Below are 24060 nucleotides of genomic sequence, written 5' to 3'. Positions count from 1 at the left end.
CCGGCGCAGGACGGGGGCGCGGGAGGAGCGGGGGCGGTGGGCGCGGGATCAGCGGGGTGTGCGGGACGGGCGCCGGTGACGGGTCCTCCTCTCAGGCGGGGGGCACGCGGACCCGCCGCCGTGCCTCCCGCCGAGTCGGACCCGTCGTCCGGACCGTCGTCTCACTCCTTCGTCGGAGCGGCCTCCGCACGCATCATCACGCAGTCGAACTCCACGATCCGCCCCGTGGTGTCCTCGCGGGTCACGGGATACATCCCGGTGATTTCGAATCCGCCGTCCTGGTACTTGGTGATGGCCTCGCCCATCCCGGGACTGCCCTCGTACAACTGCAGCAGCGCGACCTCCGACTGCAGTCCCACGAACTCCTTGATCCGTTCCCCGGCGCCCGCGAACACCTCCAGGTCAAAGCCCTGGGTGTCCATCTTCAGATAGGGCCGCGGATCCGTCAGGCCGTCCATCGCCTTGTCCATCACGCTGTCGAGCCGCCGGATGTCGATCTCCTCCGTGCGCCCCTTCGCGAACCGCTTGTAACGGCCCTTGCCGTAGTCGCTGGGCGGCAGGAGGGAGTTCATGGAGTTCCACTCCACGTGTATTTCCTGCACGGACTCCGTGCTGCCCAGCGCGAACGGGAACACCGTCCAGTTCTCGTCGCTCTCCGAGGCCCGCTGGAGCTTCTGGTAGGTGGCCGTGACGGGTTCGAAGGAGACGATGCGGCCCGTGTAACCGGCCCGGCGCAACCCCTTCGCGTACTGTCCGGAGTTGGCGCCCACGTCGAAGACGCAGTTGACGCCGTACTGCCGCAGCAGCCCGGCCACATGGTGGTTGCACAGGTATTTGGCGGCCGCGAGCTGGAACGGGCGTTCGTCGTCGGCGGTCACCTGCGCGTCGAGCAACGACGTCACCAGTTCCGAGACACCGTTCGCCCGCTCACCGACCATCCAGACGTCCTTGCCGACCCGCCGCACCGACTTCCGGTGGCGGCGGCGGGCCACCACGTCCACGCCGTCCCCCACGGAGACCCGGACATATCCACCGCGCCGGGCGACCACCGAGGCACCAGGGCCGAGGTCCAGCACCTGCACCCCGAGCCGGGGCAGGAATTCGAGCAGTTTTCTGTACGCCGTCTTCATGTTCTCAGCCTCCCAGACAGCCCACAGACTGCACGCGGTTCCGAAGGATTCACAGACCTGTAACCACAGGAGTTTCACGGGCCACCGGCGAAACCGCCCAGACGGGCCCTAACGCCCCAGCGCCGCGCCGCCATTGATATGCAGCAGCTGACCGGTGACGTACGCCGCCTCCGGCGAGGCGAGATAGCGGATCGCGGCCGCGATCTCCGAGGGGCGGCCGGGCTGCTTAGTGAGGGTCTGGGCGACCCGGGAGCGGACGAACTCCTCGGTCGCCCGGTCGCCGAAGAACTCGGTGTCCCCGACGAATCCGGGCGCCACCGCGTTCGCCGTGATCCCGTCACCCCCGACCCGCTGCGCCAGATCGTAGGTGTAGGTGTTGACCCAGCCCTTGGAGCCGCCGTACGAGCCGGGGCCGCGCAGGGAGGCGATCGAGGACAGCTGGATGATCCGGCCGCCGGGGCGGCGCACATGGGGGAGCAGGCCCTCGGTGAGCAGGACCGCGGTCAGGACGTTGGCCTCGAAGTTGCGGCGGTAGCCGTCCGCGACGGACTCCAGGGTGCCGTCGTGCGAGGCCGCCACATTGCCGCCCGCGTTGGCGACGACGACATCGACGTACGGATTGTCGTTCGCGGTGATGAACTCGACCGCTGCGCTGACCTGTTCCGGAACGGCGAGGTCCGCCGCGTACCAGCTCGCCGCCCCCTCCCCCTGGGCGGCGTTCAGCCCGTCGGCCGCCTTGCGCAGCACATCCTCCCGCCGCCCGAGCAGCACGACCTGGTCCCCGTCGGCGGCGAAGACCTCCGCCGCCGCGAGCCCTATTCCGGTCCCGCCACCCGACACCACGACACGTCGCCGGCTCATGACCCCACTCCGTTCCTGTATGTGAACGTCGCTCACACGTGCGTACGGCGTGACGCTACGGAGGCCCCTGGCGCACCGTCAACTCATCGGCGGATCGGTTCCAGGACGAGCGGCCGGATGGTGCCCTCCAGCATCGCGCCGAGGCCGAGGACGGCGCACACGTCGGGGCGTTCCGCGATGTGCACCGGCATACCGGTGGCCTGGCGCAGCATCTGGTCGAGGCCCGGCAGCAGAGCGCTGCCGCCGACCATCATGATGCCGCGGTCGGCGAGGTCGGCCACCAGGTCCGGCGGGCAGTCGCGCAGCACCTTGCCGATGCCGTCGAGCACGGCGGTGAGCGGGGTCTGGATGGCGTCCCGCATGGCAGCGGTGTCCACCTTCACGGAGCGGGCCAGCCCCGTGGCCACGTCCCGGCCGTGGATCTCCGTGGACGCCGGCCCCTGCGGGGAGAGCCCGTTGGCGGACAGGGCCAGCTGCAGGGGCCGCACGGACTGGCTGGGCAGCATCAACTCGTGGTGGTGACGCAGATGCTGGACGATGGCGTGGTCGACCGCCTCCCCGCCGACCGGGATGCGCTCGGCGGTCACGATGGAACCCAGGGAGAGCACCGCGACCTGGGTGGCCGCCGCACCGCACACCATGATCATGGTGGCTTCGGGTTCCTCGACGGGCAACCCGCAGCCGACGGCCGCCGCGATCAGCGTGTCCACCAGCTCCACCCGCCGCGCCCCCAGACCGACCATCGTCTCCACGGCCGCGCGCTGCGCCAGCGGGTCGGCGTCGTGCGGGGTGCAGCAGGCGGCGCGCAGCCGGGGCCTGCGCCGCAGCGACCGCCGGAGTTTCTCGCCGATGAGATGGCGGAGCATCCGCTGGGCCATCTCGATGTCGACGACCGTGCCACCGGAGACCGGCCGAACGACACGGATGTAGTTGGGCGTACGCCCCGTCATCTTCTCCGCGAGCTCGCCCACGGCGATCAGGGAGCCGGTGCGGACGTTCACTGCGGCGGCGCTGGGCTGGTCCACCACCAGCCCGGCGCCCTTCACATACACACGGGTCCGGGCGGCACCCAGGTCGACGGCGACATGGCAGCGCCGCAACTGCTCCAGACTGACGCTCATGGCGGTTCCTCCCGAGTGGACCGTTGTCGTCACGGGCCGCCGGACGACGGTCCTCCCTTCGCATCGTGCGTCGGTACGGGGGGTTTCGCGTCTTGGGGTGGTCCGGCCGAGTTGCCGCCGGACGGGTGGTTCCGCCCGGGCGGCTCGGGTGCCGCGGGCGGGACGATGCCCCGGACGACTCCCAGGTCCACCAGGTCCTGCGGGCGGAGGGCGAGTTGGTCGGCGGTGGCCGGAACCTCACCCGGTGGGCGTTTGAGGATCGCCGCGGCGAGCTCCGGAGCTATGACGGAGAAGTAGCTGTCGGGCGTGGCCCAGGTGTTGCCGGGGGCGGCCAGGGCGAGGGCGCCACCGGAGCCGCCCTCTCCGATCACCAGCGTTGTGACAGGCGTCCGGGCGGTCGCCACCGCGTCGAACAGCTCCGCGATGGCGGCACCCGCGCCCTGCCGCTCCGCTTCGGCGTCGTTCCCGGCGCCCGGGGTGTCCACCAGCGTCAGCACGGGGAAACCGAGCCGCCCGGCGAGTCGGATCAGCCGGGCGGCCGTACGGTACCCGGCGGGCCGGGTGGCGGTACCGCACTGGGCCGCGTACGCGACGGTACGCCCGTCCCGCTCGCCGAACCCGCACAGCATGCCGTCGTCGACACCGCCGCACCGGTCACCGCTGATGGTGGCGCGGTGGGTGAAGTAGGCGTCTAGATAGGCGCGCGCCCGGGGCCGTGCCCCGGACCGCGCCCGGTGGACCGCCTCCCACCCGGTCGCGGGCATACCGCCCGAGACCCCGAGGGCGGCCGGGGGCGGAACGGGGGCGCCTCCGGCGGGGGCCACCGGTGGGTCGGTCAGGTCTTCCGGGGCGCCCGGGGGAGCCGGGTCAGCAGCGGCCGGGTTCGCCGGGTTTGCCGGGGCCTGAGGGTTCAGCAGGGTTTCCGGGTTTGCCGGGGCCTCTGGTTTTGCCCGGGCCTGAGGGTTTTGCAGGGTTTCCGGGTTTGCCCTGGCTTCCGGGTCTGTCCGGGCTGTGGGGGCCGGGGCGTCTGGGTTTGCCCGGGCCTCCGGGTCTGCCCGGGCTGTCGGGCCCGGGGCCGCCGGATTGCTCGGGACGGTCACGGCAGCCGTCTCGGCGGAATCGGCAGGCTCGGTCGAATCGGCGGTCTCGCCTGTCTCGGCTGTTGGGGCCGGGGCGGCTGCATCCGGCGGGTCGGCCGAACCGGCCGGGGCCGCTGCATCGGCGGCCCGTCCGCGGGCGTTGCCGGAGGGCTCGGCACGGGCGTTAGAGGGAGCTTTCGCGGGGGCGTTCGGGTCCGGGGCCGTGGTGGTGGCTCGGGGTGGCCGTGGTGTCAGGAGCGTCAGCCACAGTGCCAGTGTGTCCCTCAGTTCCTCCGGAGGCACCACCGCGTCGACCGCCCCGGCTGCCAGCTGGGCCCGAGCCGTGTACGCCGAGGGGTCCGCGTCCGGGGGGCGCACCCGGGAGCCCGCGAAACCGATCTGCGCCTCCGGGAGCGCCAGCACCACGTCCGCGCCCGCGCCGAGCGTGGCCCACCCGCCGCCCGTCGTCGGATCGCGCACCACGGCGAGCTGGGGCAGACCGGCCGCCCGGGTGCGGGCGACCTCCCGGGCCACGCGCTGGAGCTGGACCAGCGCCCGCATCCCCTCCTGCATCCGGCTACCGCCCGTCGCGATCAGCGACACCACCGGGAGGCGCCGCGCACGGGCGTGCGCGTACGCCGCCTCCAACCGGTCGCCCGTCCGCTCGCCCAGCGAACCGCCCAGGAACCCGAACTCGAACGAGATCAGCACGGCCCGCGCCCCGCCGATCGTCGCCGTCCCGCACACCACGGACTCCCGTTCCCCGGTGCGCTCGGTGGCCCGCGCGCGCGAGGCGGCGTACCCGTCCCAGTCAAGCGGCCCGTCCGACGGCTCCGTGGACTCGCCCTCGGGCGGCGGGAGTTCGGTGAAGTCCGCGGCCACGAGCGCGATGGCCGCGCGGGAGCCGGACCGGGCCGGGAGGCTGTCACCCATCCAGCGCCCGCTTCATGATCTTGCCCATGTCGTTGCGGGGCAGGGCATCGAGATAGCGGACCGTCCGCGGACGCTTGTGCGGGGCGAGCCGGACCGCCACATGGTCCGCCAACTCCTCGGCCGCGGGCGGCGATTGCGGATCCGCAGGGACCACCCAGGCGACGATGCGTTCGCCCAGGTCGGCGTCGGGCTCACCGGTGACCGCGGCCTCGCGCACACCGGGGTGCTCCAGCAGCGCGTTCTCGATCTCCCCGGCGCCGATCTTGTACCCGCCGCTCTTGATGAGGTCGGTGGCCTTGCGGCCGACGATACGGACGTACCCGTCGGGGTCGCGCACCGCCATGTCCCCGGTGCGGAACCAACCGTCGGCGGTGAAGGCCTCCGCGGTCGCGTCGGGCCGGTTCAGGTACTCGGTGAAGAGGTTGGGCCCGCGTACCTGGATCTCCCCGACGCTCTCGCCGTCGTACGCGGCGACCGGCGACCCGTCCTCCTCGACGAGCCGCAGCTCCACCCCCGGCAACGGCACCCCCACCGTGCCCGCCCGCGGCTCACCGTCCGCCCGCACGCTCGTGTTCATGAGCGTCTCCGTCATCCCGTAGCGCTCGATCACCCGCCGCCCGGTGGCCGCCGCGATCCGCTCGTGGTCGTGCACCGGCAGCGCGGCCGAGCCCGACACCAGCAGCCGCGCCCGCCCGAGCGCCTTGGCCAGCGACGGGTCGTCGGGCAGCGCCTCGGCGATCCGGTGGTACATGGTGGGCACGCCGAAGAGCATCGTGGCGCCGTCGTTCAGCTCCCGCGCCACGCCCTCCGCGCTGAACCGCCCCAGGTGCCGCACCGCTCCGCCGCGCCGCAGCGGGCCGAGGATCCCCAGGATCAGCCCGTGCACATGGAACAGGGGCAGCCCGTGCACGAGGACGTCGTCGCCGGTCCACTGCCAGGCGTCGGCGAGCGCGTCCAGGGTCGTGGCGATGGCCCGCCGGGGGATGACGGCGCCCTTCGGCGGGCCGGTGGTGCCGGACGTGTAGACGACGAGGGCGGGGGAGTCGGGGCCGAGGTCGGCGGGCGGGCGCAGATCCGCGCGCCGCGTCTCCCGGACGTCGGTCACATCGATGCACACACTGATGTCCACATCGATGTCCACCCGTCCCAACCCGCTTAGCGCGGCCGGGAGTTCGGTGCCCGGTGCGGTCAGCACCAGCGTGGGCGCGCTGTCCTTGACGATATGCCCCAGCTCGCTCTCGCCCGACTTCGGATTGAGCGGCACGGCGGGCACCCCGGCCAGCAGCGCGGCCACCGTGCCGACCGCGGTCTCGAGCGTCGGTGTCGCCCAGACCGCTACCCGGTCCGCGTGGCGGAGGCGGTCGGCGAGGGCGCCCGCCGCGGCGGCGAGCTCCCCGTACGTCAGGGAACGCTCGCCGAACGTCAGGGCGGGCCGGTCGGCCGCGGCCGGGGAGTCGCCGGTCAAGGCCGGGAAGAGTGGGGACACGCGTCGTACTCCTTCGTCCATCACAGTGGATCGTCCTCGTCCATCACAGTGGATCGTCCTCGTCCATCACAGTCGGGCGTCCTCGTCCATCACAGTCGAGTGTCACCTGCTGCCGCGCTCGCGGGTCTACCCCCAGCCGGGCACGACCATCACCAGCCACACCACCGCGGGCACCACAGCCACCACGATCCCTCCGTACATCATCAGCTGCCGGAAGAAACGCTCACGGTCGACGTCCGGTGCCGCGGCCAGCACCAGCGCACCGTTGGTCGAGAACGGGCTGACGTCCACGACCGTCGCCGACACCGCGAGCGCCGCCACCATGCCGACCGCCCCGATCTCGCCCTGCGCGAGGAACGGCACCGCCAGCGGGATGAGCGCGCCCATGATGCCCACGGAGGAGGCGAAGGCCGAGACGATCGCGCCGATGTAGCAGAGCAGCACCGCGGCCAGCAGCGGGACGCCGATACCACCGACGCCCTCGCCGGCCCAGGTGATGGTGCCCATCTCGTCGAGCACACCGACGTACGTGAGGACGCCGCAGATCAACAGGACGGTCGGCCAGGCGATCTGCCCGACCGCCGCGCTGCTGTCCTGCGGCCAGGCGGCGCTCAGCAGCACGGCGAGGGTGATCGCGGTGAGGCCGGCGTCGAGGTCGAAGCCGAGTACGGCGACGACGAGGGCGACCAGGGCGATGAGGGTGGCGGCGCGGGCCGGGGTGAGGCGGGTGGTGCCGGTGGCGGGTTCGTCGTGGCGGGCGGGGGCGGCGGTGGCGACGGCGGCGGGGCTCGTGCCGTCCTTGCCGCTCGGGTTCCCGCGGGGCCCGCCGGTGCCGGATCCGCCGCCCGGCCCGGGAGCGCCGCCCGCCTCCCCGTCCACCGCGACCGACCCATGGGCCCAGAGCTTGAGCCCGCCGAAGAGGACGAAGACGATACCGGCGATGACGACATTGACCAGGAGCGAGGCCAGGAAGAGCATGATCTCGCTGCCGGGGAGGTTCTCGCGCTGGACGATGCCGTTGACGATGGAACCGTAGATGCTGATCGGTGAGAAACCGCCGGCCTGCGCGCCGTGCACCACCATCGTGCCCATCAGCAGCGGACTGATCCCGTACCGGACGGCGAAGCTCAGTGCGAGCGGCGCGACGATCGCGACCGCCGCCGGACTCACCGCGCCGATCGCCGTGAGCGCGCCGGTGAGGGCGAACATCACCCAGGGGATCAGCGCCACCCGGCCGCGGACCAGCCGGACGGCGGCGTGCACCAGCCATTCGGTGGTGCCGTTGGCGCGGGCGATGGCGAAGAGGTAGGTGACGCCGACGAGCACGACGAACAGGTCACCGGGAAATCCGGCGAAGATGCCGTCCGCGTCGAGGCCGGCCACGAGTTCGCCCACCCCGAAAGCGGCGGCGAAGGCGAGGGCGCCCATGTTGACGGAGCGCGTGGTGGCGATGACGAACACCACGACGAGGACGAGGATCGAGACGAGTTCGGGGGACATACGGGCTCCCGTCGTTGGGCCCCGGTGGCTGATTGGCCGAGTGGCTGAGCCACTCGGCTCCTGTGGCTGCTGGCTGGTCAGCGTGGGCCCAGCGGCGACTCGCGTCAAGGGGTCGCGCGGAAATTGGCTCAGCCACTCGGCCACTGCGGTCGCGGTGTTACTCTCCCGACGAGAGGGGGACCCGTGACCGACGCCCTGCGCCCCATGACGAAACAGCGCCTCTACGAGCAGGTGCTCGACCGGCTGCGCCAGTACGTCGCGGAGGGCGGCCTGAGCGCCGGCGACCGGCTGCCGCCCGAACGAGACCTCGCCCAGCGCCTCGGCGTCAGTCGCGCCTCGGTGAAGCAGGCCATCGTGGTCCTGGAGGTCCAGGGCCTGGTGGAGGCACGGCACGGCGGCGGCACGTACCTGGTCCGCGACAGTCTGGACATGGAGCCCGTCGAGGAGATGGTCGAACGCCGCCGACGCCTCCCCGACGTCCTGGAGGCCAGGGAGGCGCTCGAGACGAAGCTCGCCGAACTCGCCGCCGAGCGCCGCACGGACGAGGATCTCGCCGCGATGCGGTCCGCGCTCGCGCGCATGGCGGAGGAGATCGAGGAGGGCGCACACGGCACGAACGGCGACCGCCTGTTCCACGCGGCGGTGACGGCGGCGGCACACAGCAGCCTGCTCGCGGAGTTCATGCGCTCCATCGCGGACCAGATCGCCGAGAGCCGCACCGAGTCCCTCCGGCAACCGGGCCGCCCCACCCGCTCCCTGGCCCAGCACCAGGCCATCCTCGACGCCATCGCCGACCGACAGCCCGGCCGCGCCGCCACCGCCATGCGCCGCCACGTCCGCACGGTCGCCAAGGTCCGGCTCCTGGACTGGAACCCGGAGGGGGAGCGGTGAGCGGGCGGGGACATAACGCGGAAACGCCCTAGTAGCCGAACTCCTCCACATCCGCCACCACGCAACTGACGTTGTCGGGCCCGCCCGCGTCGTTCGCCGAGGCGACCAGGGTGCGCACCGCGTCCTCGACGTCGGGGACGGCGGCCAGCACCCGCTTGATCTCCTCGTCGGCCACGACGCTCGACAGCCCGTCGGAGCACAGCAGATACCGGTCGCCGGGGCGGGCGTCCTGGAGACGCAGGTCCGGTGCGGGTGCGTCGGTGCCGAGGGCCTTCATCAACAGCGCGCGCTGCGGGTGCGTGGCGGCCTCCTCGACGGTCAGCCGGCCCTCGTCGATCATCGACTGGACGAGCGTGTGGTCGTGGGTGATCCGGAAGAGCTCGCCTTCGCGGAGCAGGTAGGCGCGCGAGTCGCCGATGTGGACGAGGGCGAGCTGCGATCCGGTCCAGAGCATCGCGGTGAGCGTCGTCCCCGCCTCCTTGTCCGCCGCCGTGATGTCCCGTACCGCCCGCGTCGCCCCCTGCACCGCGTCCTCCAGCAGGTTCAGCACGCTCCCCGCGGGCAGGGTCTCGCGGTCCAGGACCTTCAGGGCGTCCACGGCGGCGGTGCTCGCGTGTGCCCCGGCGGTCCCGCAGCCGTCGGCCACGGCGAGCACGCGGGCGCCCGCGTATGCGACGTCCTGGTTTGCCGGGCGGACCCGCCCGATGTCGGACAGAGCGGCATGGCGCAGTTTCAGCATCGTGCGTTCCTTCCTCGATGGTTGGAGGAGATGCGCGACGAGGAACGAGACCAGTTCCCGCCGGCCGGCGGTCTCCCGCTCGACCTCGGCCCAGTACGCCCGGATCTCCTGGCCGGCGGCCACCGGATCCAGGGCGCAGACCCGCCGTATCCGGGCCAGCGGCATCCCGAGTCGCCGCAGCCACGCCACCAGGCGCGCCTGCTCCAACTGCTCGGGCGCGTAGTAGCGGTAACCCGTGTCCGGGTCCACACGGGCCGGCCTGAGCAGGTCCAGCTCGTCGTACAGGCGCAGTGCCTTGGGTGACAGCCGTGACGCCTTCGCGAAGGATCCGATCGTCAACAGGCCCATCCGCCCTCCCGGTTCACCCGTTCGTCATCGCACGACCGATGCTGTGGCTTCACCGAAGGGGAAGGTCAATGCATCCACCGGATCGGATGCGCCCTGGGGATGCCGCGGTCCGCGCGCGGGCCAGGACGACCGGCGACGGGCCGAAAGCCGGTCCTCGCTGAACCTGTTCATGTGTCTACGCGACAGCTTTCTGACGTTCGACGATGGAAGTCAGGCCGTCGAGCAGTGCCTTGAGGCCGAATTCGAAGAGCGCGTCGAGACGCAGGTCGTATCCGTCCTCGAAGGCTCCGACCACCTTGGTGAAGGTCGGGAAGCGGCCGGATTCCGCCAGTTCTTGGAGGGCGGGGGCTCGGCTGTCCATCCACTGGTCTTCCGACTGGCCCGTGGCGGCTTCGGCCTGCGCTTCCATCTCCAGGTGCACCGCCAGGCCCTGGACATGGCTGTAGAGCAGTACGTGGATGTCGAACAGCGTCGTTGGGTCGAGGCCGTGGCCGTCGAGGGCGCCCAGCACCCACTCGCTGTAGTCCATCAGATTCGGTACGAGCAACGGGCGCGTGAGGGAGCCGAGCTGGGCCAGCCACGGGTGCTTCCGGTAGAGGCTCCACAGGGTCCGGGCGCCCAGCTCGACGCGGGAACGCCAGTCCTCGGGGGCGTCCGCGCGGTAGGACGCCTCGCCGAACGCGGCGTCGGCCATGTGCAGGACGAGGTGTTCCTTGCTCGGGACGTACCGGTAGGTCGCCATCGCCGCGACCCCGAGCCGGGCCGCGACGCCGCGCATGGAGAGCGCCGAGAGCCCTTCGGCGTCGGCGATCTCGATGGCGGTGCGGACGATCCGGTAGAGACTCAGCTCCCGCTCGGGGTCCGGGGCGGGCGGCGGGCGCCTGCGGGTCGGCGCGGCGGGGGCGGTCCCGGCTACGACCGTGCCGATCCGGGGCCGGGTTTCGACAAGTCCCTCCAGACGCAGGGTCGTCAGGGCCTTGGTGGCGGTGGCGAGCGCGACGCCCCATTCCCTGGCGATCTGGCGCGTCGAGGGCACCCGGTCCCCGGGGGCGAGTTCACCCTCCGCGATGCGCCGCCGGATCACGGCGACGATGCGCAGATAGGGCGGATCACCGGCTGCGCCTGTGGTCTTCGTCACGTCCTGCCGCCTCCCTGTCCTGTACTAGTGCAGAGGGTAGCAGTGGCTACCCCGAACAGAAGGCTTCTGCCCTAGTACACGTCTAGCATTTGGCCAGTTGAACGGGCTCGGTGTACGACGTACGTTCAGCGACGCGTACACCGTACAGAGCACTGGAGGAACTCCTCATGCAGACCGTACTCATCTCCGGCGGCGGCATCGCCGGGCCCGTCCTCGCCTACTGGCTGCGCCGCCACGGCTTCGTGCCCACCGTCGTCGAACGAGCTCCAGGCCAACGCCCCGGCGGCCAGGCCGTGGACATCCGCGGCGTCGCGCTCGAAGTAGTGGAGCGGATGGGCCTGCTGGAGCAGGCAAGCCGCGTACGGACCCGGATGCGCGGCATGTCGATCCTCGACCCCGACGGCCAAGAGGTCGACCGCTCCACCGAGGCGACCTTCAGCAGCGGCCGGCTCGACAGCGAAGACATCGAGGTGCTGCGGGAGGACCTGGTACGGATGGTGTACGAGCACACGCGCGCAGGTGTCGAGTACCTCTTCGGCGACAGCATCACCGCGCTCGACGAGGACGAGACCGGCGTGCGCGTCGACTTCGCGCACGGACCGTCCCGCACCTTCGACCTGGTGGTCGGGGCCGACGGCCTCCACTCCACCGTACGGGGCCTGGCCTTCGGTCCGGAGGAGCGGTTCGCCCACCACCTGGGCAGCTACCTGTCAGTTTTCAGCGCGGACAACTTCCTCGCCCTGGAGGACTGGCAGATGTGGCTGCGGGACGGCGACACGGGCTTCGGCATCATGCCAGTACGCGACAACACCGAACTCAGGATCGCCTTCGGCTTCCAGTCCGCCCCGCTCGCCCACGACCTCCGCGACGGCGGCGCCCTCCGGCAGCTCGTCGTGGACAAGCTCGCGTCGATGCGATGGGAAGGGACCCGCCTGGCCGAGGCCGCCCGGAAGGCCCACGACTTCTACTGCGATGCAATGGCCCAGATCCGAATGGACGCGTGGTCGCGGGGCCGGGTGACCCTGCTCGGAGACGCCGGCTACTGCCCCTCCCCCCTCTCGGGGCAAGGCACCAGCCTGGCCCTCGTGGGCGCTCACGTGCTGGCCGACTGCCTTGCCCGGGCCGACGGCGACCACCGCACCGCGTATGCCCGCTACGAGCGGCGGATGCGCCCCTTCGTCACCCTCAACCAGGCCCTGGCCACCGAGAATCCCGGCGGACCCGCCTCGGAGGAATCCGTCGCGCACGCCAAGAACGCACTCTCACTGGACAGCTGATCCCCTGCCCCGGACTGACACCGAGCTGTCGCATCCCTGGGGCTGAGCCGCGCCGCCGGTTCCTCGACCACGCGGGTTCGGCGTGTGTGATGTGCTGGGTACCGAGTCGCCGTCATAACCGATCACACCCCACGAGGATGGAGTCACCGTGGCCCGAACCCCCGCCCCCCGTATCGCGCTCGTCACCTACGATCCGGGCGGCGAGGAAAGCAAGGACCGGGATCTGCCTGTGCTGGTGGGGGCGCTTCGGGAGGCCGGGGCCGAGACGGTCGCCGTTCACTGGGACGACGCCGGGGTCGACTGGGGCGGGTTCGACCTCGTCGTCATACGGTCGACCTGGGACTACAGCTGGCGCGTCGAGGAGTTCGTGGCGTGGGCCGAGCGGTGCGGGAAGGAGACCCGGCTCCTCAACCCGCTCGGAGTCGTGCGGTGGAATGTCGACAAGCGGTACCTGGGGGACCTCGCGGACGCCGGGGTGGCCGTCGTGCCGACCCGTTACTTCGCACCCGGTGACCCCGTCGAACTGCCCGAGGAATACGAGTACGTCGTGAAGCCCACCTCGGGCGCCGGGGCGCGGTTCGCCGCACGGTACGGCGCCGGGGAACGGGAGACGGCCGTACGGCAGGTCGCACGGATGCACGCGGAGGGATTCACCGCGATGGTGCAGCCCTACGTCCGGAACGTGGACGTGACCGGGGAGCGGGCGCTGCAGTTCTTCGGCGGACGCTTCCTCCACGCGAACCGCAAGGGAGCCGTGCTGGCGCCCGGGATCGCGTACGACGAGGACAAGGTCTCCCACCCGGGCGTGGCGCCCTGGCAGGCAACCGAGGCGGAACTCGCCCTCGCAGAAAGGGCGTTGGGTGCCGTGCCCGGCTCGCCGGAGTTGTTGTACGCACGTGTCGACGTGGTCGACGGGGACGACGGCGAACCCGTGATCATGGAACTGGAGCTGGTGGAGCCGAATCTGTTCCTGGACCTGCACGAGGGGTCGTCGGCGGTGGTGGTCGAGGCGATCCTGAAGGCGGCCACCCGCTGAGCGCCGGGTTCAGCGCGCGGCCGGGCCGTCCGGGCTGATCGTCCGGCCGGCGCCGGGAACAGTCACCGACCCATCGGGCCGGTGGTGACAGGCCCTACGTTCCGGCCGGCGATGGCGTGACCGCGATCCGTTGCAGCAACCCCCAGGTGAACTCCGCCGTGCACTCCCGGCGTTCCCCGGACGCGTTCGGGGCGGTGAACCTCAGGCCCCAGCGGGTGGGCGCCGTGCCTTCCAGGGGGCGGGCCGGGGCGAACGCGCGGGCCGCCTCGTCCACCGTGCAGGACCAGGGGATCAGGTCGTCGAGCGTCCGCAGTGCGGGGCCCGGTGCTCCCGGGGCCCGCACCAGCCAGTCGTTGAACACGGCCCCGTTCGGCGCCAGAAGGACCTCGAAGCGCAGGTCGGGCCAGAGGGGCACGGGCCACAGCAGGGCCTCGCACGCGAGGTCGCCGATCTGCCGGGGGGCCGTCGACTCGGGTTCGCCGAGGACCGACCGGTACCGGGAGACGGCCGCGCGTGAACGCGGGGAGCGCAGCATGGCCTGCCAGCGGCGGTTCGCCTCGCGCATGTCAGCGATGGAGACGCCCAGCTCCCGGCGGGCGTCCTCGACCAGGTCCGGATTGTGGTCGGCCATGCGCCGCAGCAGGACGAGCTGGAAGTCGACGGGGGTGAAGGGGCTAGTGGGTCGGTTTGCCGGCATGCACCCCATCGTCGCGTACGTGCCGCCCTGCCTCGCCGCCCGCGCGCCGCTGAGCGTCCTCGCGGACGCCCGGCCGGCGGCCGGCCGGCAGGAAGAGGACCGAGTTCACATAGCGCGGACCGCGAAACGGGAGCACCCTGCGGACCAGGCCGTGGGAGACGACGTACGCGCAGCGCGCCTGGTGCGCCTCCAGGTCGAAGTCGCGCAGCCGCAGCCAGTTGCGGCCGGGCAGCACCCAGCCCTCGTAGCCGAGCCCGGACAGCAGGGAGACCACCGGCTCGATCGGCTGGATACGGGACTCCAGCTCGATGAACAGGGCCGGGCGGTCACGGGTGAGCAGTGTGGTGGCGCCGCGCAGCACCGCGCGCTCGTTGCCGTCCACGTCGATCTTGATGAAGCCGACGTCCCGCAGGTCAAGGCTGTCCAGGGTGACACAGGGCACCTCGACGGCGCGGGCGTGGATGTCACGGCGGACCAGGGAGGACACGCCCCGGTCACCCGCGTCGCCGGGCGGCAGCCACAGCCTTGCCGTGCCCCGCCGGTCGCTCGCGGCGGCGCGCACCACGCGGACGTTTCCGGGGGTCCCGGAGGCCAGCAGCCGGGCCAGGTGCGGCACGGGTTCGACGGTGACCACGCGCCGAGCGCGCGCGGAGAGCCGGCGGGTCCACGGCCCGTACCAGCCGCCGACGTCCACCGCGGTGCCGCAGTCGGCCGGGCAGAGTTCGGGGAGCCGGGCGAGTTCGGGTTCGAAGCGCGGGTAGAGCCAGCGGGCGGTCGCGGCCACCAGCCGGGTGGGCAGCAAGGGGGCAATCCGGGCGGCGAGCGTGGTCACGGGGCCGTCCTGGGGGCCGGGGCCTCGAGCCGCGTTCCGTCGACGGCGTGCACCGCGCCGCTCCCGACGCCTCCGGAATCACTCGCCGAGGGCACGGGGTGGTCGCCGTTGCCGCCGCTCACGGCGTCCGCCGCGTTCCCGGACGGCACACCGATCCGTCGCAGCAGTTCCTCGTGCTCCTCCTCACCGACCTGCTCGCCCGAGGACGGCAACAGCTGCGGTATGCCGTCGACGATCGGGTAGCGGCGGTGCAGACGGGGGTTGTAGAGCGCCTCGCCCGTGCCGGTTCCCTCGGGGACCAGGTGCAAGGGGCCCTTGTCGAGCGGGCACGCCAGGATCTTCAGCAGTGGGTCGTCGGGTTTCATGGTGGAGTCAGCTCCTTGGCCACGACGGGCGGTTGGGGGGTCGGATCGTGTTTCGGCAGGGCGACCAGGACAGTGATCGCGAGGACTGTGCCGCCGAGCCGCAGCGCGAGCCGCAGGGGATCCTGCGGCAGCGCCTCGCCGAACGACAGCGTGCCGAGCACCGCCGTGAACAGACAGGTCACGGTCGTGCAGACCGGCACGATCAGCGAGGCCCGGCAGCGCTGGAGCGCCGCCTGCGACATGACCAGGCCGAACGGGCCGGTGAAGAGCAGGAGATAGGGGTAGGGGGAGCGCAGCAGCCCGGCCAGCGCCGAGCCGAGCCCGGACGTCGTCAGATAGCTCGACACCCCTTTGATGGCGAGCGAGCTGACCCCGTACAACAGGCCCACCGCGACGCCGTACTCGACCCCGGTCGTCGGCATCCGGTGCCGGTGCCGGGCGCGGCGTTCGGCCGAACCGTACAGCCAGACGCCCAGGGCGAGCGCGGGCAGACAGACCGTCAGGACCAGCGCGTAGGGGGCGCTGCGGCTGACGGTGTCGGAGCTCTCGTCCAGCGAGAGCACCACCATCAGCAGTGCGGCGAGGATCGCGCCGAGCGCGTAGCGTTCCCGGCCCGTGGTCTCCTCGCCGAGCAGCACCGAGGAGAGCAGGACGAGCAGGACCAGTCCGGAGACGAAGATGCCCTGAGCGGCGGCGATCGGCAGGGTCCGGTAGACGGCGAGTTGCGCGCCGAACCCGGCGGCCAGGGACAGCGACCCGAAGATCCACAGCGGGCTGCCCAGCACCAGCCGTAGCAGCCGCGCCGGTTCGCGGATCGTCACGGCGGGCAGAGCGGCGAGCGCCCGCTTCTCCAGGACGAATCCCGTGCTGTAGAGCACGTTCGCCAGCAGGGCCGCGGCCACTCCCCACCACATGGCTCACGTCCTCCGAGCGTGCAGGAGCAGGATGGAGGACAGGGCGGGGGCGGCGCAGGCCAGCCGGTCCAGGGGGCGCAGCGGACGGGGTACGCCGTGGAAGGGCGCCCCCCTCAGCCGTACCACCTCGAAACCCGCCGCCGACACGAACTCCCGCAGTGCGCGGGCGGTGTACAGCCGCAGATGGCCCACGACCTCGCGCCCCGGGCGGCCGTGGATCGCGCGCAGGCTCACCTCGGAGAACACCGGCTGCACGCCCGCCATCAGCAGGGCCCGGTTGTACCAGGCGGCGAGGTTCGGGGTGGACAGCATCAGATGTCCGCCCGGGCGCAGGACGCGGCGGATTTCGTCCAGGGCGCCGTCCGGGTCGACGAGGTGCTCGACGACCTCGCTGAACAGGACCGCGTCCGCCGCACCGGTCTGCAAAGGCAGTCCGCCGTCGGTGAGTTCGCCGCGGATCGCGTACGGGATGCGGGTGCGGGCGCGGCGGAGGGCGTCCTGGGACCAGTCGACACCGACGATGCGGTGACCTCTCAGGAGCGGGGCGGCGGTGGCCGCGGCGGTGCCGTCACCGCAGCCGATGTCCACGACGGTGCGGGTGCCGGCGCTCGCCGGGCCCAGCGCCTCCGCCAGCATCCGGGCCTGGCGCAGGCTGCGCGGAGTGCCGGAGGCGACGGGGACGGCCGGGTTCTCGTAGAAATCGCGCAGGTCGTGGCGGGGCGCGGTGGATGTGGCCGCGTCGGCCGCCGATGCCTCGGCGGAAGTCGCCGTCGATGCCTTGGCCGAAGCCGTCGTAGATGCTTTCGCCGATGCCGTCGTCGATGCCCTCGTCATGGGCCCTCCTGCGTGGCGTGGAGGTAGTGCTCGAACAGGTCGCGGAGGTGCGCGCCGTCGCCGTGGCTGAGCAGGGTGCGGGACCAGCGCAGCGCCAGATGGAGGCGGCCCGCGGTGGAGGCGGTGGTCACGGTCAGTCCGCGGGGCATCCGGGCCGGCGCCGAGAACCACACCGCCTGGGCCCGGCCCGCGTCGCCGAAGTCCAACGGGTAGGGGATGCGGCCGATGTTGCTGAGGAGGGTGGTGGAGGTCCAGGGTGCGGCGGCCCGGCGCAGCCCCCGGGTGACGGCGGCCCGCCAGGCAACGGGCACCACGGGTGCCGTCAACAGGGCTGCACCGTGGCCGAGTTGGGGGCGCGGCAGGGACTTCAGGGCGCGGGTGCGGGCGGCCGTGCGGCGCAGCAGTTCGGGGATGCGGTCCGCGTCCAGCTCCTCGGGCGCGAAGGGCACTTCGACGAGCCGGGTGCCGTTGCCGATGGGCATGTCGGTGCCCCGCGGGCGGTCGTCCACCGGCATGGTGATGCGCATCGGGCGCGGGCGGGCGCCGTGTTCCCGGTTCCAGTGCGCGAGCATCAGCGCGGTGGCGGCCATGAGCTGGTCGTTCACCGTGTACGGGGCGCCCTTGGGCCGGCGTGGGACGAGCAGTTCCGTGACGAGCATGCCGTTGCCGGGGGAGGGTTCGGGGGTTCCGTGGGCGACCCGGGCGGGTGGTGACCAGGTGGCGGGGGTGTCGGGTGGGGACTGGGGCGTGTCCGGGGTGCGTACCGGAGGGGCCGTGGGCGAGTTGTCCCGGCCGCCGTAGAGTTCGGCGGCCGTCGCCAGGACCCTGAGACAGGCCGGTCCGTCCAGGGCGGTGTGGTTGATGGTGAGGAAGAGGACGTCTCCGCCCGATCGAGCACCCACGGCGGAGGCGCCGTCGGCGACGGCCTCCAGACGGATCGGCGGGGACGCGGTGAGCGGTGGCGCCGTGGCGAGGGCCCGGTCCCGTGCGTGCTTCAGCGCGTCCCGGTCGGGGGGCGGTACGGAGACGACGTCCACGTCGGGGTCGGGAGTCAGCTCCCACTCGTAGCGGCGGCGGTACCAGGGCCCCCGGGCCTCCCGCATCAGGATGCGCGGATGCCGGTGCAGGGCCTCGGTGAAGGCCTTGCGCAGCCGGCCGACGTCGAGGCGTCCCGGCAGGTGCACCTCGATGTGGACGGTTTCCGGCTCTTCCTCCTGAAGGCAGTGCCGGGCCACTTCGTCGACCACCGGGAACGGAACACGCACCGGCCCTTCCGCGGCGGCGTGCGCCGGCTGCTCCAGCGCGGTCATCGGACGTCGCCCTCCCCCGAGTCGTCGGACACCTGGCACTTGGGCTTGCGCATCGGCACCGGCACGGCGGGCGGCAGGGGCTCCTGGCCGGGGCCGCGGGCGGAGATGGTGGGGCTGGACTCGACGGCGTCGTCGTCGGACTCCGTCCCGGCGCGCTCCGTCCCAGCGGACGTGGCCTTGGGTGCCGGGCCGGGTGTCGTGTCAGTGGACGTTGCCTTGGGTGCCGGGCTTGGTTTCCTGTCAGCGGAGGTGGCCTTGGGTGCCGGGCCGGGTGTCGTGTCAGCGGACGTGGCCTTGGGTGCCGGGCCGGGTGTCGTGTCAGTGGACGTTGCCTTGGGTGCCGGGCTTGGTTTCCTGTCAGTGGAGGTGGCCTTGGGTCCCGGGCCGGGTTCCGTCCCGGCGGACGTCGCCGCCTTGGGTCCCGGGGGACCCGGTTCCGCGCCGGCGGACTCCGTCTTCGGCCCGCTCGTCTCGCGGATGCGTTGGGGCAGGGGCTCCGTGGGGGCCTCCGAAGACGGGGGCTCGGACAGCGGCGGCGGCGCCGGCGGTGGGGGTACCGCGGGCAGTACCACCGTCCCGTCGGGGCCCGGGCCCGCGGTGGCCACGTCCCGCCGCCGCACGGCATCCGTGCCCACGCTGACCAGCGCGGCGAACAGTCCGATGAGGGCCAGCAGTTGGGCCGGCGGACCGAATGCCCCTTCCCCTGCCGCGACCGGCGAACCCGCGCCCGTCACCGCGGCGATCCCGGCACCCGTGAGGGCGAGGAACGCGATCGGCACCAAGAGCGCGTGCCGCCGCCACGCGAGCAGCGCCAGCAAGGGGACGAGCAGCGCGAGGAACCCGGCGATCACCACGCCGACCAGCGTCAGCGCCACCGTGCCGAGCACCAGTCCCGGCCCCGGCGGGACGGGCGAGGCGCCGTCCGGGTTGGGCGAGCGGCGTCGGAAGAGCACCAGCCCGACGAGGGCGGCCACCCCGACCCCGCCGAGGACCAGCCCGGCCTCGTAGAGGGTGGCGGGCTCGTACGACAGCTGGATCGTGCCGCCGTTGCCTGCCGGGATCCGCCAGCCCTGCTGCCAGCCGTCGAGCCGGACGGGGGTGAGCTCCTTGCCGTCGAGGGTGGCCTTCCAGCCGTCGTTGATGTTCTCGTACGTCGTGAGGTACGAGGCCGCGCCCGCGCCCACCGTCAGCTCGCGGCGGTCGCCGAGCCAGTCCCGCACCCGCAGCTCGCGGGTGTTGGCGGTGGGGGTGGAAACGACCCCGCGGGTCAGTGTCACGTCCGTCACGGCCAGCGGGCCCGCGTCCCCGGCCTCCACCCGGTGCGATCCGTCGCCCAGGGACAACGCCGCGTCCGCCCGCCCCTGCTGACAGAGCGTCACATCGATCGGCCGCCGGTCGACGAGGTCTCCGACCGTGCCCTTAGCGCTCGTCTGGTACAGCTCACCGTCCACGGCGAGCAACGGGCCCTCTCCGCAGGGGAGTTCGAAGGTGCGCGCGGCCCGGGGCTGCGGGGTGCGGTACTGGTCGAGGGCGGGAATGTACGCCTCGGTCAGCCCGACCGGCAGTTGCAGGGCCTCGTCGGCCATCGGGTTGTGGAGCGTCAGCGGCGCCGTCTCGGTGATGGTGACGTCCAGCCGGTCGGTGGTGATCGGGGCGAAATGGACCACGCCGTTCTCGTCGACCCCGGCGGTCGCCGCGCCGTCCGGAGAGCTGATCTCGACCTTGGTGGGACGGGTCGACAGGCCGCCCGCCGGGGCGAGCACGAGTTCGCCCACCGCCTGCTTGTCGGGCCAGCTGAGGCGGATGGTCGGGCGGTCCCCCGCGATCCACGCGGTGGTCAGATCGCCGTCGGTCAGGTTGCGCGCCGAGATGCTGGTGCCGAGTTCGGCCGTGGAGTCGGCGCTCGCCGTGATCCGCCGCTGCTGCTCCGGTGCGACGTCGTACAGCAGCTTGTCCAGTTCCGCGCTCGGCACCGGCACCGCGCTCGCCTTCACCTGGTACGTGCCCGGCGTCGTCGTGAACCGCCGGTGCAGGCCCGCCTCCGTGCCGGTGGGCGACAGCCCGCCGGGGTCGGCGGCACGGTGCAGGGAGACGACCTCGGCGCCGGCGTCGGTGCCGTTCGCGTCGGTCGGCAGTCGCAGCATCCGGGTCACCTGCACCTTGGGCAGGTCGATCTCGGAGAAGCCGGCACCGGCCAGCCCGGTGTGCCGCTCCTCCGACTCCAGGATGGTGATCTTCAGCCAATCGCTGTTCCCGGCCCGGGCCTTGACGCTCTGCGTCTTGCCGTTGGGCAGCAGATAGCTGCTGACGGAGCCCTGCTCGGTCTCCACCCGGATCCGCGTCGGCGCCGAACGCACCGAGTCCTGCGGCAGCGGGGTCACCTTGAACGAGGACGGGACGTCGACGGAACCGTTGAACGCGATCCGGATCCACTGCCCGTCGGCCGAGTCCGCCGCGCCCTCCACCCAGGCGGTGTCCGGGTTGCCGTCGAAGGCGTTCACCGGGTCGTACTGCGGCAGGTAGAACAGCCAGCTGCCGGTGGACGACGCCGTCACCGAACGGGCGCCGCGCAACTCGGCCACCGTCTGGTGCTCGAGCCCCTTGACCGGCAGGATCTGGCGCGGTTTCTCGCCCGCGTCCTGGAAGGCGTCGCTGTCGTTGCGCTGCCCCGCGGTGTAGGTGTACGAGGTGTTGGTGTTGATCAGGCCGAACCGGGTGTCCGCCCGGCGCAGCCCGTCACCGACCGCCTGCACCTGCGGGCTGCCGAGGCCCGGATGGTTGTCCCCGGTCAGCACCGCGGCCCGGCCGCGCATCGCGGGATCGGCGGACAGCGGCAGCAGCGCCTCGGGCCCGCCGGAGACGACGGCGGTGTCGGCGAGCGGATACAGTCCGGCCTGCCCGGGCCGCCGTACGTCCTCGCCCGTCGGCCGGTAGATCTCCACCGCCCGCTGCCGTGGGTAGAGCCCCTCGATCTGCAGCGGGGTGTCCTCCGCGATCCGCCCGCCGGTCATCAGCGGGCCGAAACCGGTCACCCGCTCATAACCCGACTGCTCCAGCGTGCGCTTGACGGTGGTCGTCGGCACATAGCCCATCTGGTCGGGGTCGAGGTCGTTGCGCACGACGACGTAGTAGAGGCCGGCGCGGCTCAGGTAGTCGGCCAGCCCCGGGACCTCCCCGCCGGTCAGCAGGGCCTGCTCGACCGCGTCCAGCGCCCGGCGGTTGCCCGCGGTGCCGAAGGGGACGTAGTCGCGTTGCGCCCACCGGGACTCGGCGAGCACGTCCAGCGGCTGGTCGATGGGGGAGCCCCAGGTGTAGATGCCGTGCGCGGTGGCCGGTACGACCAGGGCGCGCGAGTCGGGGGAGTACTTCTCGAGCCAACTCGCGGTCGTCTTCCAGTACTTGGGCAGCTCCTGGAACGAACCCGGCTGCAGGATCGAGCCGTTGAGATAGGGCCAGGCGAGCCCCGGCAGCACCAGGACGGCGGCGATCAGCGGTGCGAACCTCCGGCCCCGGACCCGGCGCGCCCCGCGCTCGGCCGTGGCGACGCCCACCAGGTGCATCAGCCCGAAGACCAGCGCGAGCGCCAGCCCCGTCTGGAACTTGTAGATGTTGCGGAAGGGCACGATCCAGCCGTTGAGCCAGTCCTGGACCACGCCGTGGAAGGGCGCCCCGAACGAACCGCCGTACCCGGCCAGGGTGACAGCCGCGACGCACAGCACGGTCAGCACCAGCCAGCGGCGCTCCGGCAGGTCCCGCCGGGCCAGTCCCGCGAGGCCCAGCCCGGCCGCCAGCGCCGAGCAGAGGACCGTGACCACCGAGGCCGCGACGGTCCAGCCGGCCGGCAGCCACGCCTCGCCCAGGTGCAGATAGGCGACCCAGTTCCCGGCCCCGCGCAGCGTCTCCGTCGCCGACATGGTGGCGGTCGTGGTCTGCGAGGTCTCCACGTAGGGAAGGAAGTTCTCGCCGTAGACGCCGAGCAGCAGCAGCGGCACCACCCACCAGGCCGTCGCCAGGATCACCCCCGGCACCCACCAGGCGATCAGCTTTCGCCGGCGCTGTCCCGGCGGGCGGGAGAGCAGGTAGAGGCCGACGGGGAGCAGCGACGCGAGCGTCGAAGCCGCGTTGACACCGCCCATGAACGGGATGAGCAGCGCCGAGCGGCACGCGGCGATCCGGGCGCTGTAGCGGTCGTTCGTCAGCGGCAGCAGCACCCACGGCAGCAGGGCGCCGGGCAGCGCGGCGGCCGAGGTGGAGCCGACGACGATCGTGAACACCGGCCACAGCGCGTACGCGATCGCACCGAGCAGCCGTGAGGCCGGGCTGCCGATGCTCAGCCGCTCGGCGAGCCGCAGCGCACCCCAGAACGCGGTGGACACCACGAGCGAGAACCACAGCCGCTCCGCCAGCCACACCGGCAGCTGGAGCACGTCGGCCAGGCCGTAGTACGGCAGCATCGGGAAGAGATAGCCGACGTACTGGTCGGCGATCCCGCCGAAGCCGCCCCGGTCGTGCCACAACTGTCCGAGGTCCGACAGGAACTGCCAGGGGTCGAGGGCGACGCCGAGTTTCGTGTCGAACGTCATCCGGCCCGGGCGCGCGGCCGCGAACAGCACGAACACCACGGCCCAGAACCCCAGCAGCCACCTGCGTGAACGCGGGCCCTGCGGGGGGCCCTGGGTGCTTCCGGCGGGCCGTACCGTCGCCGGAGGTGGGACCTGGGGAGCCTGGACCGTGGTCGTCATGGACACCGCCTGAGGATGAGGAGGAGGTTCCAGGTTGCGAACTCGCGCAGGCCCGGCGTTCTGACGACGGTCTGCGCGAGGAAAGGCCAGTAGCGGGAGCGGGCCGAGACGACCGTGATGTCGTCACGGGCCCGCACCTGCCGCAGGGTGGAGCCGATGTGCACGGCGAAGAGGTTCTCGCCGAGTGTGTGCTTGGGGGCTTTTCCGGTGCGGCGCCGGTAGCGGGCGTGGGCCCGCTCGGCGCCGAGGTAGTGCCAGGGCGCCCACTCGTGACCGCCCCACGGGGACAGCCAGTTGGTGAACGACACGTAGATCAGTCCGCCCGGCCGGGTCACCCGCACCAGTTCGCTGATGAACGTCTGCGGATCGGACACGTGCTCGAGGACGTTGGAGGAGAAGGTGACGTCGGCGGCGCCGTCCGCGAGCGGCAGCAGATAGCCGTCGGCGACCACCGCGCCGGCCGGCGGCTCGGTCCCCAACTCCTTTACGTCCGGCTCGAAGAGGTACGCGTGCGCGCCGCGCAGCCGGAACTCCTCTGTGAAGTACCCGCCTCCGCCGCCGACGTCGATGACCGTCCGGCCCCGCACCGGACCGCCGTACGCCTCGACCTGGTCGGCGGCGTCCCGGGCGAGGAGGGAGTAGCAGTACTCCGGATCCTCCTGCTCCCGCCGGAAGGCCCTGAAGAGCGCGAGGGAGCGACGGAAGGAGGGGTCCTTCCAAGGGGTGGGGCGAGCGGGGCCGGGGTTCGGCGAGATGCCGTTCGAGGACGGTGCGGTCGGAGCGCCGTTCGAGGACGGTGCGGCCGCGCCGCCGTTCAGCGCTGTCGG

General features: G+C 72.4%; 18 protein-coding genes and 1 pseudogene. 3 read left to right on the top strand and 16 right to left on the bottom strand.

The features are described from left to right. Window positions 1–161: 161 nt before the first annotated feature. The 6 genes from EF387_RS39320 to EF387_RS39295 all read right to left on the bottom strand — a co-directional run bounded on the left by EF387_RS39320 (window position 162) and on the right by EF387_RS39295 (window position 8110). A complete protein-coding gene (locus tag EF387_RS39320; RefSeq protein WP_128381408.1) occupies window positions 162–1130 on the bottom strand; it encodes an FkbM family methyltransferase in 969 nt (322 codons plus the stop codon). Window positions 1131–1238: 108 nt separating this feature from the next. After that, a complete protein-coding gene (locus EF387_RS39315) occupies window positions 1239–1991 on the bottom strand; it encodes an SDR family NAD(P)-dependent oxidoreductase (RefSeq protein WP_128381407.1) in 753 nt (250 codons plus the stop codon). An 83-nt stretch (window positions 1992–2074) separates the two neighbouring features. Then, a complete protein-coding gene (locus EF387_RS39310) occupies window positions 2075–3112 on the bottom strand; it encodes a rod shape-determining protein (RefSeq protein WP_128381406.1) in 1038 nt (345 codons plus the stop codon). A gap of 29 nt (window positions 3113–3141) precedes the next feature. Next, the gene (locus EF387_RS48850) at window positions 3142–5124 is read right to left on the bottom strand and encodes a carboxyl transferase domain-containing protein (protein WP_128381405.1); all 1983 of its coding nucleotides are present in this window, start codon (window positions 5122–5124) and stop codon (window positions 3142–3144) included. Continuing rightward, on the bottom strand, window positions 5117–6610 hold the full coding sequence (locus tag EF387_RS39300) for an acyl-CoA synthetase (RefSeq protein WP_128381404.1): 1494 nt from the start codon (window positions 6608–6610) through the stop codon (window positions 5117–5119). The genes EF387_RS48850 and EF387_RS39300 overlap by 8 nt, the downstream gene beginning before the upstream one ends. 126 nt (window positions 6611–6736) lie before the next feature. Continuing rightward, entirely contained in the window at window positions 6737–8110 is a 1374-nt protein-coding gene (locus EF387_RS39295; protein WP_128381403.1) for an SLC13 family permease, read from the bottom strand. Between the two features lie 183 nt (window positions 8111–8293). On the opposite strand from EF387_RS39295, the gene EF387_RS39290 reads away from it, so the two are divergent. Continuing rightward, a complete protein-coding gene (locus tag EF387_RS39290) occupies window positions 8294–9001 on the top strand; it encodes a FadR/GntR family transcriptional regulator (protein WP_128381402.1) in 708 nt (235 codons plus the stop codon). A 28-nt stretch (window positions 9002–9029) separates the two neighbouring features. On the opposite strand, the gene EF387_RS39285 is transcribed toward EF387_RS39290, so the two are convergent. Together EF387_RS39285 and EF387_RS39280 are read right to left on the bottom strand one after the other, a co-directional pair. After that, a complete protein-coding gene (locus tag EF387_RS39285) occupies window positions 9030–10088 on the bottom strand; it encodes a MerR family transcriptional regulator (RefSeq protein ID WP_128381401.1) in 1059 nt (352 codons plus the stop codon). 175 nt (window positions 10089–10263) lie between these two features. Continuing rightward, a complete protein-coding gene (locus EF387_RS39280; RefSeq protein ID WP_128381400.1) occupies window positions 10264–11226 on the bottom strand; it encodes a TetR/AcrR family transcriptional regulator C-terminal domain-containing protein in 963 nt (320 codons plus the stop codon). A gap of 167 nt (window positions 11227–11393) precedes the next feature. On the opposite strand from EF387_RS39280, the gene EF387_RS39275 reads away from it, so the two are divergent. Then, the gene (locus tag EF387_RS39275) at window positions 11394–12503 is read left to right on the top strand and encodes an FAD-dependent monooxygenase (RefSeq protein ID WP_128381399.1); all 1110 of its coding nucleotides are present in this window, start codon (window positions 11394–11396) and stop codon (window positions 12501–12503) included. 148 nt (window positions 12504–12651) lie between these two features. Then, window positions 12652–13539 (top strand): ATP-grasp domain-containing protein, encoded by an 888-nt coding sequence (locus EF387_RS39270; RefSeq protein ID WP_128381398.1) that lies wholly within the window; start codon window positions 12652–12654, stop codon window positions 13537–13539. Window positions 13540–13633: 94 nt separating this feature from the next. Here the strand turns inward: EF387_RS39270 and EF387_RS39265 are convergent, their stop codons facing one another. The 8 genes and pseudogenes from EF387_RS39265 to EF387_RS39230 form a co-directional block, all read right to left on the bottom strand. Beyond that, complete coding sequence (locus EF387_RS39265) at window positions 13634–14245, bottom strand: hypothetical protein (protein WP_128381397.1); 612 nt, start codon at window positions 14243–14245, stop codon at window positions 13634–13636. After that, entirely contained in the window at window positions 14214–15068 is an 855-nt protein-coding gene (locus EF387_RS39260; protein ID WP_128381396.1) for an FkbM family methyltransferase, read from the bottom strand. The genes EF387_RS39265 and EF387_RS39260 overlap by 32 nt, the downstream gene beginning before the upstream one ends. A 152-nt stretch (window positions 15069–15220) precedes the next feature. Then, a pseudogene (locus EF387_RS48845) lies at window positions 15221–15433 on the bottom strand (Trm112 family protein); the annotation flags it as partial. Then, complete coding sequence (locus tag EF387_RS39250; RefSeq protein WP_128381435.1) at window positions 15430–16335, bottom strand: hypothetical protein; 906 nt, start codon at window positions 16333–16335, stop codon at window positions 15430–15432. The pseudogene EF387_RS48845 and the gene EF387_RS39250, both read right to left, overlap by 4 nt. Before the next feature lie 15 nt (window positions 16336–16350). Next, window positions 16351–17181 (bottom strand): class I SAM-dependent methyltransferase, encoded by an 831-nt coding sequence (locus EF387_RS39245; RefSeq protein WP_128381394.1) that lies wholly within the window; start codon window positions 17179–17181, stop codon window positions 16351–16353. Then, window positions 17178–18491, bottom strand: a complete 1314-nt coding sequence (locus EF387_RS39240) for a condensation protein (protein WP_128381393.1) — start codon at window positions 18489–18491, stop codon at window positions 17178–17180. The genes EF387_RS39245 and EF387_RS39240 overlap by 4 nt, the downstream gene beginning before the upstream one ends. Beyond that, window positions 18488–23233: an alpha-(1->3)-arabinofuranosyltransferase gene (locus tag EF387_RS39235; RefSeq protein ID WP_128381392.1), complete on the bottom strand. Its 4746-nt coding sequence runs from the start codon at window positions 23231–23233 to the stop codon at window positions 18488–18490. The genes EF387_RS39240 and EF387_RS39235 overlap by 4 nt, the downstream gene beginning before the upstream one ends. After that, window positions 23230–23988, bottom strand: a complete 759-nt coding sequence (locus EF387_RS39230) for a class I SAM-dependent methyltransferase (RefSeq protein ID WP_128381434.1) — start codon at window positions 23986–23988, stop codon at window positions 23230–23232. Before EF387_RS39230 ends, EF387_RS39235 begins: the two co-directional genes overlap by 4 nt. Window positions 23989–24060: the final 72 nt, after the last annotated feature.

Origin of the sequence: Streptomyces cavernae, from assembly GCF_004023625.1 — a bacterium.
Taxonomy (GTDB): Bacteria; Actinomycetota; Actinomycetes; order Streptomycetales; family Streptomycetaceae; genus Streptomyces; species Streptomyces cavernae.
The sequence above is the reverse complement of the archived record's forward strand: the minus strand, read 5'-3'. Positions and strand labels throughout refer to the sequence as shown.